Raw genomic sequence first — 16940 nt, forward strand, 5'->3', positions numbered from 1 at the left:
GCGATGTGCAATTTAATCGAGTCTGGGGAGTTTTTAGCCGACTTTTTATTTCTGTCCTTATAAATCAAAGGCTTAGAAGAGGGCGCTTGATAAGCCGGGATGTCCGGGGCGCATGTTGAGGCGCGCGTCGGAGTGTTCCTGTCTACATGCTCGTTATCAATCGACGTATTTTTAAAAATAACATTGCGCGCTAATTAATTGTGCGATATATTTCTATCCGTGCTGTCGCCGGACTCCTTTTAAAGGAGTTTTTAAATCTCAATCACTTAGCGTGCTAAGTAATTTATTCCTTGAAAGAATCATCATGAAACTGACCTCCATCGCCAACGCCGTTCTCGTTTCCACCTTGTTGTCTGCCGCTGCAATCAGTGTGCAGGCTGCGCCCGTCGCTTCCGACGCCACCACCGTCGTCCTGGTTCACGGGGCGTTTGCCGACGGATCGAGCTGGGAGAAGGTGATTCCGCTGTTGCAAGCCAAAGGCTTGAAAGTCGTCGCGGTACAGAATCCGCTGACTTCGCTGGCCGACGACGTCGCCGCCACCCAGCGCGTGGTCGATGCGCAGACGGGCAAAGTCGTGCTGGTCGGCCACTCCTGGGGCGGCACGGTAATCACGCAAGCCGGCACCAGCGACAAGATCAAGGCGCTGGTCTATGTCGCAGCATTTGCACCTTCGGAAGGCGAGGCCGCCGGCGCGCTCGGCAAGGAATATGCCGTTCCTCCAGGTATCGCCACACTGCAGATGGATGCCGCGGGTTACCTGTGGTTGCCGGCTGACTCGGTCGCCAAGAATTTCGCACAGGATGTCTCGCCTGCCACGGCTGCGCTGATCGCTGCAACCCAAGGTCCGATCAGCGCCAAGGCGTTCGGCGAACCAACCACCGTCGCTGCCTGGAGAAACAAGCCGAATTACTACATCGTGTCGAAGCAGGACCGCATGATCGCGCCGGAACTGGAGCAGGCATTCGCGAAGAAAATCAACGCCACCACCACGGTCTTGAACACCAGCCACGTGCCGATGGTGTCGCAACCGGAAAAAGTCGCTGAAGTAATCTTTGCGGCTTCACAGCGTTAATCTGCAGCGTTCGCTTATCTTCGGAGTTGATGGGGGCCGGCCTTGCCGGTCGCCCGTCTGTTCCCATTTGTCGCAAGCATTGCAACCCTTGCGACGCGTAACAGCAATCGCAATTTGCTTTGCCGGGGCGGAGCCGTTAGGCTAGGGGATTCCGACTTTCGCAGCATCTTTGTCATGGCCAAATTTGTACCGCCCACACTTGAGCAGCATCTGTGCTTCTCGCTCTACAGCACGTCGCTGAAAATGACCCAGCTCTACAAGTCCTTGCTGGCGCCGCTGAACCTGACGTATCCGCAATACCTGGTGATGGTGGTGCTCTGGCAGCAGCAGGAGCTGGGTGTGAAAGACGTGGCGCAGCGCCTGCAGCAGGATTCGGGATCGGTCACGCCATTGATCAAGCGCCTGGAAGGGGAAGGCCTCATCAGCCGCACGCGCGACCCGCGCGACGAGCGCAACCTGATCCTCAATCTGACGCCTGCAGGCGAAGCCATGCGCGAAGCCGGCGTGCGTGTCAGCGAGGCGATCGCCCACGGATGTTCGGTCAGCAAGCCCGAATATGAGCGCATGATGGCCGATCTGGAAAAGCTTAATAAAACGCTGTCTTAGTTCCGAGTTCCACCTGAAGGATTCTCTCCGGCGTCTTACGGTATCGCCGTCGCTTTCGAGCGGTAGATCACCACCAGTGCGCGCGATTCTCCGCTGAGGCTGCGTCCGCGATGGGGCGTGCGCGAATCAAAATAAACACTGTCGCCCGGGGCCAGAATCCAGGTCTTGTTGCGACCGTCGATGGTGGCTTCGAACTCGACTTCGCCGTCGAGGATGAACATGAATTCTTCGCCCTCGTGTTCGAAGCGGATGTCGCGATCCACCTTCGACGGGAACACCATGATGAAGGGTTCCATCTGCTTGTGATGGCGCTTGTGCGCCAGCGCGGCATAGTCGTAGCCGAACGAGCTGCCGCCCTTGATGACGGCTTCGCGCTGCCATGAACGGACCACGCAGATGGCGTCGTTCTGGTCGGGCGCGTCTTCCGGCTCGAGCAGATCGGCGACGTCGGTATCGAGCACCTGGGCGATCTTGACCAGCGTGCCGATCGGCGGGATCACTTTGGAGTTTTCAATCTTCGACAGATATCCTTTGGTGAAGCCGGTGGCAGCCGCCAGCTGATCCTGCGTGCGGCCGCGCGCTGCGCGCAGTTTGGAGATCCGTTTTCCCAGTTGCAGCTCAATGGCTGTCGGCGCATCTTCTTTGTTTGAATCTATCTCGTCCGTCATTCGCTGAGTCGTTGATGATTGAAGGAAACTGCTCGCTGTTGGCCGTGCGCGCCCGTGAGTATTCCATGATCCGGGCGGTTTCCGCTGCGACTTGCGGCCCCAGGCATGCTTCCAGAATATACAAGGTGGCGTCGATGCACAGCGTCACGCCGCCGCCCGTAATGATACTTCCATTGTCGACCAGCATGGCGTTCTGCACATCGATCGCCGGATAGTCTGCGCGCATTGCCTCGATCGGCGGATGTTCGGGCGGTACGACTTCGCGCTTGGTGGTCGCCGTCTTGCCGTCGAGGACGCCGGCGGCGGCGAGGATCATGCCGCCCGTGCAGACCGACGCCAGCAAGGTATCGGCTGCGCGCCGGCGCAGGAATGCCAGCGTCGCCTCATCCCGAGTCTGCGCCTGCCATCCGGGGCCGCCGGTGACGATCAGCACATCCACCGCCGGCGCATCGGCAATCCCGAAATCGGCCAGCACCGTCAGTCCGTTGGACAGGCGCACCGCGCCGGCCTGCGGAGCGATGGTGCAAAACCGGATCTCCGGGGCGATACGCCGCGCCATGGACAGCACACCCACGGTCGCCAGGTCGATCGGCTCGACGCCTTCATATAAATAGACTCCAAAAAACATTTCCCCTCCGGTAATAAGTTGAATTTGCATGAAACATTTCATATAAATGTTTCATGGCATGAAATATGCTCAATCTGCTGATATCGACCTGAAAGCGCCATAATATAGGAATATTGGCGTGCAATGGTGATGGTGCAAGTTGAATTTATGTGCCAATATTGGGCGGAAGTTTCCTAATATGATCACTTTTGGTGTGTCGGTGCAACCCAAGGAGTTACACGAAAACTGCAGCGAAATCTGCAGCGAAAACTGCTTTCTAAAGGACACCAGCATGACTACCAGTTATGGCGCCCGCACCGTCGGGCAAACGATCGAACAGCCGAAAAGCATCCGATCCGTCGTTTTTGCAAGCTCGATCGGCACCATCATCGAGTGGTATGACTTTTTGATTTACGGCATGGCCGCGGCACTTGTTTTCAACAAACTGTTTTTCCCCAACATCGATCCTTTGCTGGGCACGCTCGCGGCGCTGGGCAGTTACGCCGTCGGTTTTCTGGCGCGGCCGCTGGGCGGCGCCATTTTCGGCCACTACGGCGACCGACTTGGCCGTAAATCCATCCTGATGCTGACGCTGGTGCTGATGGGGCTGGGCACCTTCCTCATCGGCGTGTTGCCGACCTACAGCCAGATCGGCATCTGGGCGCCGGTCATGCTGGTGAGCTTGCGCTTCATCCAGGGCATCGGCCTGGGCGGGGAGTGGGGCGGCGCAGCCGTGATGGTGCTGGAGCATGCGCCCAGGAATCGTCGCGGCTTGTACGGCAGCTTCGTCCAGGTCGGCTTTCCGCTGGGGCTGGTGATCGCCACGCTGGTGTTCGGTGCAGTGTCCAAAATGCCGGAAGCCGACATCCTGAGCTGGGGCTGGCGCGTACCGTTTCTGGTGAGTGCGGTACTGATCGTGTTGGGCATGTTCATTCGCGCCAATGTGACCGAGTCGCCGGTGTTCGAGCGCATGAAAGCGCGCCAGGAGATCGTCAAAAATCCGGTGTGGCAAGCCATCGTGCGTCATCCACGCAGCTTTCTGGTCGCCATCGGCCTGAAGATTTCGGAGGTGTCGTGGGTCTACATGCTGACCGTGTTCATCGTGGTCTACGCCACCGGCACGCTCAAGCTGCCCAAGTCGCTGATCCTCGACGCCATCCTGATTGCCGCGCTGGTCGAGCTGATCACGATTCCGCTGTTCGGCTGGCTGTCGGACGTCGTGGGTCGCCGTCCGCTGTATTTCATCGGCGCGATCTTCACCATTGCCTTCGCCTATCCCTTGTTCTGGCTGCTCGACCTGAAGACGCCTGAAGCGGTGATCCTGACCGTCGTGGTCGCCATGAGCATGGGCCACGGTCTGATGTTCGCGCCGGAAGCGACCTACTTCCCCGAGCTGTTCGGCGCCAACGTGCGCTATAGCGGCGCCTCGTTCGGCTTCCAGGTGGCGGCGGCCATCGGCGGCGGCTTTTCGCCGGTGCTGGCCACTGCGCTGGCGGGCTACATGGGCGGCACGGCGGGCGTCTCGATCATGCTGATCGTGCTGGCGCTGATTACCTTGCTGGCGGCGTTCTTTGCCCGCGAAACCAAAAATGAATCTTTGATTAACTGAAACCCAACCCGACGACAGAGGAGACTTATGTTGGAAAAGAAACTCGCCGAAATGAAACTGGTGCTGCCTGAACTCCCCGTCAGCAGCGCCAGCTTTGTCGGCTACAAACGCAGCGGCAACCTGGTGTATGTCTCCGGGCAATTGCCCTTGAAAGACGGCAAACCGACCTTGATCGGCTGCCTCGGAGACGACGTTTCCATCGACGACGCCTACGTCGCCGCACAGCAGTGCGCGCTCAATGTACTGGCGCAGCTCAAGCTGGCCGTCGACGGCAACTGGGAACGCGTGACGCAGATCGTGCGCGTGGGCGGTTTCGTCCGCTGCACAGGCGATTTTGCCGATGCCGCCAAGGTCGTCAACGGCGCCTCGGATCTGTTCGTGCGCCTGTTCGGCGTGAGCGGCAGCCATGCGCGCGCGGCGATCGGCGTCAGTTCTTTGCCGCTCAACGTCGCGGTGGAAATCGAAGCAATCATTGAAATCAGCTAATACCAGGTAAGGATCATCATGAGCACAATGTCATCAAAACCTTCAATATCTTCTAAATCGGCCAAACTGAAATACTTCGGCTGGTCCAGCATCTCGCTGGAAACCGCCGACGGCGCTTTGTTCTTCGACCCGTTCTATCGCCCGTATTGCGGCGCTGAATGGTTTCATCTGGACGACTTCAAAACGGCGCGCTACATCTGCGTCACGCACGGCCACGAAGAGCACTTCCTCGACGTGCCGGAAGTGGCGAAGAAGACCGGCGCACTGGTCATCGGCGCACCATCGCTGTGCCGCTTCATGCAGCGCCGCCACAAGTTCGGCGTCGACAAACTGCGCCCGATTAATCCCGCCACGTTTGAAAAAACCAGCGTGCCGGGATTCAAGATCACGGCCTTGCCATGGCAGCACCGCGACATCAACCTGTACAAGGCGCTGACCAAGGCGGTATTTCAGGGCAACACCACGCAACTGGCCTGGGCCTGGAGCAGCGCCACCAACGCGCCGTTTTATTCGCCTTACACCGGTTTCCATGTCGAGCTGCCGGACGGCACCACCATCCTCAATTACAACGAGGGATTCAACAGCAAGATGACCGATCAGGAAATCGTTGCGCTGGGCCGCCGCTTCAAGACCGACATCCTGCTGGCCGGCATGCAGCTCAACTTCATCGACGACGTCGTGCGCGGCGTGGCGGCGCTCAATCCCAAGATGGTGGTGCTGTATCCGCCGCACGAAAAATTCCACGAAATGATGGGCGTCACTTCCGAACCGTGGGCGGACTTCGCCAAAGCGGTGCGCGAGCGCTTCCCGCATGTCGTGGTGCATGTTGCCGAGCCGGGCTTCGAACTGGATCTGCAGAGCGGCGTTGCTGCTGCAGACCTGCATCAGGCCGCGTAGTTATTCCTTCATCATTTTTGTCAGGCCGTACCCGGCGCGTGCACCAAGTCAGGCGCGCCGGCTTTTCAAGGAGTCGTCATGAGTGAAGTCATCGATAAAGCTTTCAGCGAAAGACTGAAAGACAATCTGCAACCAACCGAGCAAGGTTCCACCTATCTGAAACCGCAGGACATGGAATGGAAACCGTCCCAATTTGAAGGTATCGAAATCAAGGTCTTGTACGAGAACAAGCAGCTCGGTGAAATGACCTGCCTGCTGCGCTGGCAGCCCGGCACCACGCTGCCGTTTCACAAGCATCCCGAGATCGAGCAGAGCTATGTCATCTCCGGTTCGTTCTCGGACCACGACGGCATCTGCCGCGCCGGCGAATTCGTCTGGAGAAAGCCCGAGTCGCAACACGAAACGCACAGCGCCGAAGGTTGCACCATTCTCGCCATCTATCGCAAGCCGAACATCTTCAAGAACAGCGCCGGATTCGATGCCGAGAACAAAAAACAGATCAAGACAAACCGACCGCCGGCGAGCGCGCAGGGCTATTAGCGGGCCGACGTGCGGCGCACGTTGCGACTTTCGCATCCCGTGATATCGTTTGCCCGATAGACCTCTTCGCCAGCGGATCAGGCGGCCTCCAATGCGATTTCAGCGTGGACGCCTTCGCCGGACTCGCCCGGATGGCATTAAAAATGCTTGCAGGAGGTGAATTCTTGGCGGGAGGAAAGCATGCTGGATAGCGACGTAGTGTTCAATGCGCAAGACAACTATCGCAATGGCGCACATGCCCATCTCGACGATATGTTGTTCATTCCCCTGTCCGGGCAGTATGCAGTCGGAAGCGGCGGCGAAGGCGGAGCCAGGCGTCCGGGCACGCTGAATTTATTTCCAAACGGCATCTATCTGGCGCCGCGAAAGAAAATACACAGCTTTCAGTCGGCCGGGCAGCAGGAGCATCTTTGCTACTATCTGGACGCTTCGAAAATCGGCGGCGGCTTGCCGGATCACAGCCGGATCTGGCAAAAGTCGACCTATCTGTCGGGGCTGGCGCTGGTGCGGCGTCAGCTGTTCATCCGCTCCCGCAACCGCAAGACTTACGAAGCCGCCGCCATTGACGACCTGATCGTGCGCGAGGTGCATCGCATCGTTGCCGACGTCGCGCCCGCCGTCGCGTGGAGCGAAGCGGGGCTGGTCGACGCCGTGTGCGATTTTGTCGAGACCAACTTGGCGGAGGAATTGTCCGCGGCCGCCATCGCCGAGGCGTTCCGGCTGTCCGAGCGCACGCTGGCGCGCTGGTTTCAATTGCATAAAGGGATGCCGCTGGGACGCCATGTCCTGTCGGCCAGGTTGCATCGCGCCCGCGACTTGCTGTGCAGCACCGACCTGAACGTGGGGCAGATTCAGGCCGCGACCGGCTTCGACAGCGCGGCGCATTTTGCCTACGCGTTCAGGCGTCTGTTCGGCGTTTCCCCTTCGGACATGCGCCGCGGCAATGGCATGGCAGAAAATCGATAGTCGCGGCAGGAATTCGCTAGCGGCTGTGCGGAGGCGGCGCTAAGCTTGTTCCTTCTTCAAGGACGCCGATGATCAACCGTTCTCACAAGCTGACAGCCATGTTGCCCGACGTCGTGCATTGCGAGTTGAGCAGTGCGGACGGCTACGCGATGGACTGGCATGCGCATGACTGCCATATGCTGCTGTTGCCGCGTCACGGCAGCTTGTTGCTGTCGACCGAAGACTGCAACAGCCATGCCCGCTTGTCCAGCTTGTCGTTCTCGGTCATTGTTCCCGATTTCGGTCACGCGACTTCCGCCGTGCACGGCAGGGAAAGCCATCTCACGCTGTATGTCGACCCTGATTATCTGCGCCGGTACGGACCTGAACACGCGGGGATGGATCTCGATGCCGAGATCGCAGGCCATGGGCAGTGGCAGCGCAGCGACATCCTTGACAGCATCCTCGCGCTGCACGACAAGGTCGGGCCGGCGGCGCAGAGCAAGAGCGGCAGCGACATGCTCCGCCTGCATCATCTCAATCACCTGCTGTTCGTCGAATGCATGCGTATCGTGGCGGGCACCCGGCGCCTCTGCGCTGCCGGCAAGAACGGCAACAGCATCATGCTGATCCGCCAGGTGCAGGCATTCATCACGGACAATCTGGAAGCGCATCACGGCATCGATACCTTGTGTCATCAGTTCCATCTGTCGCGACGGCATCTGACACGTTTGTTTCGCGACGTGACGCAGGAAACGGTGGTCGATTATGCCAACCGCCAGCGTGTTGACCGCGCGCACCGGCTGATCCGCGAGCACGGGATGTCGGCACTGGACGCCGGACTGGCAGTTGGCATCGATTCGCCGTCCTACCTGGCGCGGCTTTTCCGCAAATACCTGGGCATCTTGCCCAGCGACTGTCGCCGACATCACTAAGGCCTGCGTACAGCGCAAATGGCGCAAATGTCGCTGCACGTGGCCTGATTGTGCGAGAACCGGCGTCGCCTTCGCATCACACTGATTGCAACCCAATCAGCAACGATGCAAGGTCACCATGTCCCACGTAGAAGTAGTCAATGTCTTCACGTCCTCGTCCGGCGGCGGCAACCCGGCGCCTATCGTGATCCATGCCGACGGCCTGGCCGAAGCCGACATGCTGGCGATCGCCAAATCCTACGGCCATGAAAGCGGGTTTGTCTTCGCGCCCGACAATGCCGGCCTGAATGATTTCCGCTTTCGTTTTTTTGTGCCGCGCCATGAGATGAGCATGTGCGGCCATGCCACCATCGGTGCGCTATGGCTGCTGGCCAGACACGGCAGGCTGGCGTCCGGTCGCCTGTCGATCCAGACCTTGAGCGGCACGGTCATGGCTTATCTGGACGACAAGCCCGACGGCGGCAAGTCGATTGAGATCTCGCAACCAAGCGGCACCGTTACCGAGTTGACGCGTCCGGAGTTGCGCGATGACATTTTGCGCTCAATGGGCTTGCAACCTGACGATGCGCTCGACCTGCCTTTTCTGAATGCCTGCACCAGTCGTGTCAAAACCCTGATCCCTCTGAAAAGTCCAGCGGTGCTGGATGCCGCCAGACCCGATTCCGTCGTGATCGAAAAGTTGTGCGAAGAGATCGGTTCGACCGGCTTGTATCCCTTTGCCGTCGACGCCGGGCAGGCGCGCAAGTTCGATGCGCGCCAGTTTCCGAAATCGTCCGGTTATCCGGAAGACGCCGCCACCGGCATCGCTGCAGCAGCGTTGACGTTCGGCCTGCTGCACTATGGCCTGATCGGGCTCGATCCGGCGCCGGTGCTGATTCATCAAGGGCGTGCAATGGGGCAGCCGTCGGATATCTTCGTGCGCTTCGATCTCGCCGCCGCATCGTCTTCCCGGCCGGTCGGCTGCTTCGTCGGCGGCACCGTTGCGCTGGCGGAAAATTTCCAGCCGGGAGGGGCGCATGACTGATGCCATTGCGCAGCGCCAGTGGATGCCGCTGGACGAGGTCGGCGAGCCGTTTCGTACACGGCTGCTGGAAGTTTTTCATGACATGCCGCGCACACACGCGCAACCGGCGCACTTCGATCTCAGCAATAGCAGTGATGCAGGAAATGGACGGCAGCTGTGGATTTCGGGACAGGTGCCACGCTTTGAAAACGTGGTGCGCTATCAGGGCGTGGTCGGGCTTGATGTCTCCATCGATACCGCATGCGACGCTGCACGTCTGTCGCTCATTAACCTGCTGTCGATTCTGGCGGCGGCCTGCGGCGGGGATCTTTCGCGCGTGGACAAATTCATTCGCCTGACCGGCTATGTCCGCAGCACGTCCGATTTCAGCGAACACGCCAAGGTCATCGACGCCGCATCGGAAATCATCAACGCCGTCTTCGGTGAGCGCGGCCGGCATGTGCGTTCGGCCATCGGCGTGGCGTCGCTGCCCGGCAATGCCTCGGTGGAGCTGGAGTGCGTCGTGCAGCTGAAGCCGCCGCAAACCAGCTAGCCAATCACCGCATTACAGAAGCAGGAGCATCGTCCTCGGCAGGACAACACCGCGTGCATCAGCGAGCGGTCACAGCATCGCGACGCACATTTCAACATTTGGCACACTCAGGGAGCATGACCATGTTTTACATCCGACGCTGTTTTTCCTTGTCCTTCGCACTATCGGGGCTGCTTGCCCTGGCCGCGCAATCGTCGTCCGCACAAGATCTGGGACCGACGCTGTCCAAAATCCGCGATGGCGGCGTGATGGTGATCGGCCATCGCGAGGCATCGATTCCGTTTTCTTACTACGACAGCAACCAGAAAGTCATCGGCTTTTCGCAAGACCTGTGCCAGAAGGTGATTGACGCCGTCAAAGTACGCGTGAAAAAGCCGGACCTCGCCGTTCGCCTGGTCCCGGTGACGTCGCAGAATCGCATCACGCTGGTGCAGAACGGCACCATCGATATCGAATGCGGCGCCACCACCAACACCAAAGCGCGTCACGCACAGGTGGCGTTCTCCGACACGATCTTCCTGGCGCTGACCAAGTTGCTGGTGAAATCCGATTCCGGCATCAAGGATTTCGGCGATCTGGCCAACACCACCGTGGTCACCAACGCCGGCACGACGGCAGAAGCGATTCTGCGCCGTCTGAACGTTGAAAAAAATCTCAACATGAACATCATCAGCGCCAAGGACTACGGCGACTCTTTCCTGGCCTTGCAGACCGGCCGCGCCAAGGCTTTCATGCTGGATGACGTGCTGCTGTCGGGCGCACGCACGCTGGCGCGCAACCCGGGCGACTGGATCGTCACCGGGACGCCGCAATCGCTGGAGCCCTACGCCTTCATGATGCGCAAGGACGATCCGCAGTTCAAGAAGCTGGTCGACGAAACCTTGTCGAAGCTGATGACTTCCGGCGAGATCAACGGCATGTACGCCAAGTGGTTCCAGCAACCGGTCCCGCCCAAGAATCTGAACTTCGAATTTGGCATCAGTCCTGAGCTGAAAGCCTTGTACGCCAAACCGAATGACGAAGCGGCGTACTGACCGATATTGATCGCAGTGAAACGGCGGTGTCGCAGGTGGCGACGCCGCCGGGGTTATCGCAAGGAGACAACCACATGGCACACGCTCTGGAAAAAAGCACCGTACCGGCATCGATCGTCATCGCACCGGGCAGTCCCGATGCCGAACGCATCAGGCAGACCCGGATCGATCTGGCCGCCTGTTTCCGCATGGCCGCACGGCTCGGGCTGCAGGAAGGCGTCTGCAATCATTTCTCGGCGATGGTGCCGGGCAGGGATGATTTGTTTATCGTCAACGCCTTCGGTTATGCGTTTGAGGAAATGACGGCGTCCAGCCTGCTGGTCTGCGATTTCCACGGCAATGTGATCGATGGCGAGGGCGTGCCGGAGATCACGGCTTTCTATATCCATGCCCGCGTTCACCTGCATGCCAGGCGCGCCCGGGTAGTGTTTCACACGCACATGCCCAACGCCACGGCGCTGGCGATGGTGCAGGGAGAGCCGCTCAAATGGGCCGGCCAGACGGCATTGAAGTTCTATGGCCGCACCACGATCGATGCGCGCTTCAACGGACTGGCGCTCGATGAGGCGGAAGGCGATCGCATCGCGGCTTCGATTGGCGAGGCGGATATCGTCTTCATGAAAAATCACGGTGTCATGGTCGTCGGCGAAACCGTCGCCGAAGCCTGGGACGATCTCTACTACCTCGAACGCGCCTGCGAAGTGCAGCGGCTGGCGGAGTCGACCGGGCGGCCTTTGCAGATCATCGATCCGGACATGGCGGCGCGCACCTACGCGCAGATGCGCGCCGGCGGCCGTGCCAGCGCGCATGCGCATCTGGCCTGCATCAAGCGCATTCTCGACAAGTCCGAACCGGACTACGCCGCCTGATTCACTCATCGCTACAAGGAAAGATCCATGTCATATCACTGGAACTGGGGCATTTTGCTGGAACCCGTTTCCACCGGCGACCCTCAACTTATCTCGGCTGGCTGCTGTCGGGTTTCGTCAATACGGTTGCGGTGTCGCTGGCGGGGTGGCTGATCGCGCTGGCGGTCGGTGTCGCCATGGGCATCCTGCGGACATTGCCGGACCGCCGGCTGGCCGCCGTCGGTACGCTCTATGTGGTCATCTTCCGCAACATTCCGCTGATCGTGCAGTTCTTCATCTGGTATATCGTCCTGCCCGAACTGTTGCCCAAGGCGGTCGGCGACTGGTTCAAGTCGCTGGCGCCGGTATTGCAGTTTTACACTACGTCGATACTTTGCCTCGGCCTGTTTACTGCGGCGCGCGTCTGTGAGCAAGTGCGTTCAGGCCTGAACGCCTTGCCGCGCGGGCAGAAGGCCGCCGGCCTGGCGATGGGTTTCACGCTGGCGCAGGTGTACCGCTTCATCTTGCTGCCGGTGGGTTTCCGGATCATCGTGCCGCCGATTACGTCGGAGTTTCTCAATATCTTCAAAAATTCCGCCGTCGCGTCGACGATAGGACTGCTGGAACTGTCGGCGCAGGCGCGCCAGCTGGTCGACTTCACGGCGCAGGCTTACGAGTCCTTCATCGCCGTCACCGTCGCCTACGGCCTGATCAATCTGAGCGTGATGTACCTGATGCGCTGGTTGGAAAACAAAACCAGGCTGCCTGGTTACATGGGAGCGAAGTGATGGAACGATTGGATTGGTCTGGTTTGCCGCATGCCTTGCCGACCTTGTGGTCCGGCATGCTGATCACCTTGCAGATCACGGTGCTGGCGATTGCGGTGGGCGTGGTGTTCGGTACGGTGCTGGCGGCGATGCGTTTGTCCGGCGTCAGGACGCTGGAATATTTTGCGCGCCTGTTCGTCACCGTTTTTCGTTCGTTTCCGCTAGTGCTGGTGCTGCTGTGGTTTTTCTTGCTGATTCCGCAGTTGCTGCAGGCGGTGCTGCGGATTCCGCCGACTACCGATATTCGCCTGGTGTCGGCGATGGTGGCGTTTGCGCTGTTCGAGTCGGCGTATTACTCGGAGATCATCCGCGCCGGCATCCAGGCGGTGCCGCGTGCCCAGTTCGGCGCATCGCTGGCCCTGGGGATGACGTATCTGCAAGCGATGCGGCTGGTGATCCTGCCGCAGGCTTTTCGCGCCATGTTGCCGCTATTGCTGACGCAAGCCATCGTGCTGTTTCAGGACACTTCGCTGGTGTATGTCATCGGTCTGGCGGATTTCTTCCGTTCGTCGGCCAACATCGGCGATCGCGACGGTACGGCGGTCGAGATGGTGTTGTTCTCGGGCCTGGTGTATTTCGTGATCTGCGGCGCCACATCGGGCATGGTCAAAATATTGCAAAAAAAGGGAGCGCGATGATTTCGCTGAACAAGGTTTCCAAATGGTACGGACCATTTCAGGTCCTCAAGGATTGCTCGCTGGAAGTCGGCAAAGGCGAAGTCGTGGTGGTCTGCGGACCGTCGGGTTCCGGCAAGTCGACGCTGATCAAGACCGTCAACGGTCTTGAAGCGATCCAGCAAGGGCAGATCTTCATCGGCGACAGCGAGGTCAGCAGTCCGAAGAGCAATCTTCCCGTACTGCGCTCGAAGGTCGGCATGGTGTTCCAGCATTTTGAGCTGTTTCCTCACCTGAGCATCATCGAGAACCTGACGCTGGCGCAGATCCGCGTGCTGGGACGCTCGCAAGAAGAGGCCTGCCACAAGGGCTACCGGCTGCTTGAGCGCGTCGGCCTGCGTGCGCACAGCGAAAAATTTCCGGGCCAGTTGTCCGGCGGCCAGCAGCAGCGCGTGGCCATTGCGCGCGCCTTGTGCATGGATCCGATTGCAATGCTGTTCGACGAACCGACCTCGGCGCTGGATCCGGAGATGATCAACGAGGTGCTCGACGTCATGGTCGAACTGGCGCAGGAGGGAATGACCATGATGTGCGTTACGCACGAGATGGGTTTCGCGCGCAAGGTGGCGCATCGCGTGGTCTTCATGGATCACGGCGTGATCGTCGAAGACCGGCGCAAGGAAGAATTTTTTGCGAACCCGGCATCCGAGCGCGCCCGCGATTTTTTGTCGCGCATCTTGTCTTCACACTAAAAAGTCCGGCAATGGACGCACGGACGTCTGGCGCAATAGTCCGGTCAGAGGGGCTTGTTGCGCGGGTTGTCGATGCGCCAACATCGGTTCCTGCTCATATAAATCCGGGGCAGGTTGATGCCTTGGCAGTTCTTCGGCAAGCGCCGTCATGAGCAAGTAACACTGCAATGTGAAGATTCTCCGTCTTTTTCCTTGGTTTGATCATTCGCATTTCTCCGGGCGCGGCGGACAGCGTTCTCCATACGCCGGAACGAGAAATTGCGGGATCGGACCAGGGTCGATCAATCGTCGCGTCGGAGAAAACGGTGAGCATGGATTCCGAGTTGTTTAGCAAAGTTCTGGTGCTGGATCAGAACCCCGAGTGTTACGGCGTCATCAAGGCTTTCTGCGAGAGCCATAACCTGCTCGGCCTGAAGGTGCAGGAAGAGCGCATGATGTCGGTGTTGCAGTCCTATATCGATCTGGGCGGAATCATGTTGTCGGAAAGCTGTGCCGGCCTGGATGAGCCCGATGGCGGACTGGCGCGCGCGATCCACAAGATGCGTCCGGAGCTGCCGATTTTCCTGCGCCTGAAGCGTGAAGAGTCGGCGCCGCCCATTCCGCCGTCGGATCTCAAGCTGTTCAACGCCACCTATCGCATCGACGATATCAACGTGTTGCATGAGGCAGTCGTGGCCTCCATCTTCAGCCAGGACTATCCGAATGCGCTGGTGCGCGGCATCATTGAACTGAGCCTGCATATCCTGACGAGCCAGTTTCCGTCGATGAATGTCGAGGTGGAAAAACCTTATCTGGTGCGCGACCGCCTGATTTCGGGCGAGGTGACTTCATTGATTCCGCTGGAGAGCAATTGGTGCCGCGGCTACATGATGCTGCAGGCAAAAGAGAGCGCGCTGCGCGAACTGGTGCCGGGGAAATCCGGCGATTTCCGCTTGCTGAACAATATGTTGGGCGAACTCACGAACCTGACGTGGGGCGCCTTCAAGAGCCGCTATATCAATCAGGCGCCGTCGACGCCCTATACCAGCCAGGTGCCGACGATCGTCAATCACGAGCAGCGCTACATCACCTTCGGTTCCGACGATCCTTTGCTGTGCTTTAACTACCTCCTCAGCGCCAAAGATGGCGGACCGCCGGTGACCTTGCAGCAGCGTTTCATCTTCAACCTCAACTGGTCGCCGGAAGATTTCAGGGAGAACGAAACGTCCGTGGATGATTTTTTCAAGTCGGGTGAGCTGGAGCTGTTCTGAACGTTCCGATCCGGTCGGATCGGAACCTGCCCCCGATATTTTCTGACGCCTGATCGGGCGCGATCAGCGCGTTGCGTCCGGCGTTGTTTCGCTGAAAAAACGCATCAGTTCGCCAGCCACTGCGGCGGGGGCTTCTTCCGGCATGTAATGCCCGCAGTTTTCCATGACGCTGCCGCGCACATCGGCGGCAATGCCGCGCACCGTATTGAACAACATGTCCTTGACGCCATGTACGGCACCGCAGGCAAGGATGGGCATGGTCAGCGGCTTTTCGGTCCGGTTGCGGCTTTGCGCCAGACCTTCCGGGCTGAACGCGACGCGATAGTAGGATAGGGCTGCGCGCACGGCGCCGGGTGCGGAGAACACGCGTTCATACTCATCCAGATCGGCTGGTGCAATGGCCCAGCGATTGTCTGCCTTGGTGTGGAACAGATAGCTGAGGAAGGCGCGCTCGTGTCCCTGCAGCAAAATCTCCGGCAGATCGTCGAGGCGGTTGAATGCGAAATGCCACGTTCTGGTATTGGCTTCCGCCGTAGGGATTCCTGCCGGAGGCGGCGGTGTGATGCCGGGGAGGGCGGCATCGAACAGGGCGAGTCTGCGGATGTCGTCGGGCCAGTCTGCCGCATAGGCGTGGGCGATCCAGGTGCCGATGTCGTGGCCGGCAACATCGAGCGCGCCCTTGTCCAGCAGGCCGAGTGCATCGGCAAACGCGTGCAGATCGGCGGCGACCGTTTTCAGGTCGTAACCGCTCGCCGGTTTGTCGGAATCTCCCATGCCGCGCGGATCAATGGCGATGACGCGGCGTCCGCCGGCGGCCAGCAAAGGCATGACCAGACGCCAGGCGTACCAGCTTTGCGGCCAACCGGGAATGAGCAGGATGGGCGCGCCGCTGCCGCCTTCGACGTAATGCAGCCGCACGCCGTTGACATGGATGCTGCCGTGGTGGAAATCGTTCCAGAATGTGGCGGGAGAGAAGGTCTGCATGGCGGGTCCTTTGATTTGAGTCGAGAGGGTGATTTTCATTAAATAGGAAATAAATGTTTCCTAAATTGGTAAAAATTTTTAGCCGAGCAATTTCAGGGCATGGTCGATCAGGCCGTTCATTTCTCTTTTGCTGCGGCCTGTTTTTCCGATGACGCGCATGCCTTGCAATACACAGAGCAGCAAGCGAGCTGTTGCCGGAGCGTCGACGTGTGCGGGAATGCTGCCGTCTTCCTGCCCCTGGCGGATGAAAAGGCTCAGCCGTTTTTCGTGGATGTCCAGCGATTGCGCGACGCGCGTTGCGATGTCAGGATCGGAGAGGGACAGTTCGACGGCGCTGCTGATGATGAGGCAGCCGCGGCGTCCTTCGGCGTCATGGCTGGAGGAAGCATAGAGCGCCAGCAAGGCGCGCACGCGCTCGCGACCGGTCTTCGCAGGTTTCAGCGCTTGTTGCAGGCGCTCGGTGCGCAAGGCGATGTAGCGCTCAAGCGCGGCGATGAAGAGGGATCTTTTATCGTCGAAGGCTTTGTAGATGCTGCCGGCGGTCAGCTCCAGCGCGGCGCCCAGGTCGTTGATGGAGGTGCCGTAGTAACCTTTGTCCGTAAAGACGGCGATGGCCTTGTCCAGCACCGCTTCAATGTCGAACTCGCGTGGGCGGCCGCGGCTGCGCGTCGTGGTTTCAGTAGTCGTAACGGAAGAGGTCATGTCAGTGA

At 59.5% G+C, this 16940-nt stretch carries 19 protein-coding genes and 1 pseudogene; 16 read left to right on the forward strand and 4 right to left on the reverse strand.

The annotated features are described in order from the left end of the window. The first annotated feature begins 304 nt into the window (after positions 1-304). Entirely contained in the window at positions 305-1072 is a 768-nt protein-coding gene (locus AKL25_RS00285; RefSeq protein ID WP_050475664.1) for an alpha/beta fold hydrolase, read from the forward strand. Between the two features lie 174 nt (positions 1073-1246). Continuing rightward, entirely contained in the window at positions 1247-1678 is a 432-nt protein-coding gene (locus AKL25_RS00290) for a MarR family winged helix-turn-helix transcriptional regulator (protein WP_050475665.1), read from the forward strand. 35 nt (positions 1679-1713) lie between these two features. On the opposite strand, the gene AKL25_RS00295 is transcribed toward AKL25_RS00290, so the two are convergent. Both AKL25_RS00295 and AKL25_RS00300 read right to left on the reverse strand, forming a co-directional pair. Then, complete coding sequence (locus tag AKL25_RS00295) at positions 1714-2346, reverse strand: helix-turn-helix domain-containing protein (protein WP_050475666.1); 633 nt, start codon at positions 2344-2346, stop codon at positions 1714-1716. Further along, positions 2297-2974 (reverse strand): DJ-1/PfpI family protein, encoded by a 678-nt coding sequence (locus AKL25_RS00300; RefSeq protein WP_050475667.1) that lies wholly within the window; start codon positions 2972-2974, stop codon positions 2297-2299. The genes AKL25_RS00295 and AKL25_RS00300 overlap by 50 nt, the downstream gene beginning before the upstream one ends. 271 nt (positions 2975-3245) lie before the next feature. Between AKL25_RS00300 and AKL25_RS00305 the strand changes: the two genes are divergently transcribed. The 14 genes and pseudogenes from AKL25_RS00305 to AKL25_RS00370 all read left to right on the forward strand — a co-directional run bounded on the left by AKL25_RS00305 (position 3246) and on the right by AKL25_RS00370 (position 15246). After that, positions 3246-4562 carry an MFS transporter gene (locus tag AKL25_RS00305; RefSeq protein WP_050476078.1) on the forward strand — a complete coding sequence of 439 codons (1317 nt, stop codon included), beginning with the start codon at positions 3246-3248 and terminating at the stop codon, positions 4560-4562. A 27-nt stretch (positions 4563-4589) separates the two neighbouring features. Further along, positions 4590-5048, forward strand: a complete 459-nt coding sequence (locus AKL25_RS00310) for a RidA family protein (RefSeq protein WP_050475668.1) — start codon at positions 4590-4592, stop codon at positions 5046-5048. Between the two features lie 18 nt (positions 5049-5066). Then, entirely contained in the window at positions 5067-5945 is an 879-nt protein-coding gene (locus AKL25_RS00315) for an MBL fold metallo-hydrolase (protein ID WP_157050399.1), read from the forward strand. Between the two features lie 78 nt (positions 5946-6023). Beyond that, on the forward strand, positions 6024-6485 hold the full coding sequence (locus tag AKL25_RS00320; RefSeq protein ID WP_050475670.1) for a cupin domain-containing protein: 462 nt from the start codon (positions 6024-6026) through the stop codon (positions 6483-6485). A gap of 180 nt (positions 6486-6665) precedes the next feature. Beyond that, positions 6666-7451, forward strand: a complete 786-nt coding sequence (locus AKL25_RS00325; RefSeq protein ID WP_050475671.1) for an AraC family transcriptional regulator — start codon at positions 6666-6668, stop codon at positions 7449-7451. A 68-nt stretch (positions 7452-7519) separates the two neighbouring features. Further along, positions 7520-8365, forward strand: a complete 846-nt coding sequence (locus AKL25_RS00330) for an AraC family transcriptional regulator (RefSeq protein WP_050475672.1) — start codon at positions 7520-7522, stop codon at positions 8363-8365. 118 nt (positions 8366-8483) lie between these two features. Beyond that, on the forward strand, positions 8484-9389 hold the full coding sequence (locus tag AKL25_RS00335; protein ID WP_050475673.1) for a PhzF family phenazine biosynthesis protein: 906 nt from the start codon (positions 8484-8486) through the stop codon (positions 9387-9389). Then, the gene (locus AKL25_RS00340) at positions 9382-9921 is read left to right on the forward strand and encodes a RidA family protein (RefSeq protein WP_050475674.1); all 540 of its coding nucleotides are present in this window, start codon (positions 9382-9384) and stop codon (positions 9919-9921) included. Before AKL25_RS00335 ends, AKL25_RS00340 begins: the two co-directional genes overlap by 8 nt. Before the next feature lie 122 nt (positions 9922-10043). Continuing rightward, a complete protein-coding gene (locus AKL25_RS00345; RefSeq protein ID WP_050476079.1) occupies positions 10044-10955 on the forward strand; it encodes a glutamate/aspartate ABC transporter substrate-binding protein in 912 nt (303 codons plus the stop codon). Between the two features lie 74 nt (positions 10956-11029). Beyond that, positions 11030-11824: an aldolase gene (locus tag AKL25_RS00350; protein ID WP_050475675.1), complete on the forward strand. Its 795-nt coding sequence runs from the start codon at positions 11030-11032 to the stop codon at positions 11822-11824. Between the two features lie 27 nt (positions 11825-11851). Continuing rightward, a pseudogene (locus AKL25_RS00355) lies at positions 11852-12591 on the forward strand (amino acid ABC transporter permease). Continuing rightward, on the forward strand, positions 12591-13268 hold the full coding sequence (gene gltK, locus AKL25_RS00360; RefSeq protein ID WP_050475676.1) for a glutamate/aspartate ABC transporter permease GltK: 678 nt from the start codon (positions 12591-12593) through the stop codon (positions 13266-13268). The pseudogene AKL25_RS00355 and the gene gltK overlap by 1 nt, the downstream one beginning before the upstream one ends. Then, positions 13265-13996: an amino acid ABC transporter ATP-binding protein gene (locus tag AKL25_RS00365; protein ID WP_050475677.1), complete on the forward strand. Its 732-nt coding sequence runs from the start codon at positions 13265-13267 to the stop codon at positions 13994-13996. Before gltK ends, AKL25_RS00365 begins: the two co-directional genes overlap by 4 nt. Positions 13997-14319: 323 nt before the next feature. Beyond that, positions 14320-15246, forward strand: a complete 927-nt coding sequence (locus tag AKL25_RS00370; RefSeq protein WP_240475615.1) for a chemotaxis protein CheX — start codon at positions 14320-14322, stop codon at positions 15244-15246. Positions 15247-15309: 63 nt separating this feature from the next. Here the strand turns inward: AKL25_RS00370 and AKL25_RS00375 are convergent, their stop codons facing one another. After that, positions 15310-16230 carry an alpha/beta fold hydrolase gene (locus AKL25_RS00375; RefSeq protein WP_083444543.1) on the reverse strand — a complete coding sequence of 307 codons (921 nt, stop codon included), beginning with the start codon at positions 16228-16230 and terminating at the stop codon, positions 15310-15312. A gap of 78 nt (positions 16231-16308) precedes the next feature. Beyond that, entirely contained in the window at positions 16309-16932 is a 624-nt protein-coding gene (locus AKL25_RS00380; RefSeq protein ID WP_050475680.1) for a TetR/AcrR family transcriptional regulator, read from the reverse strand. Positions 16933-16940: the final 8 nt, after the last annotated feature.

The organism is Herbaspirillum rhizosphaerae (assembly GCF_001189965.1).
Taxonomy (GTDB): domain Bacteria; phylum Pseudomonadota; class Gammaproteobacteria; order Burkholderiales; family Burkholderiaceae_D; genus Herbaspirillum; species Herbaspirillum rhizosphaerae.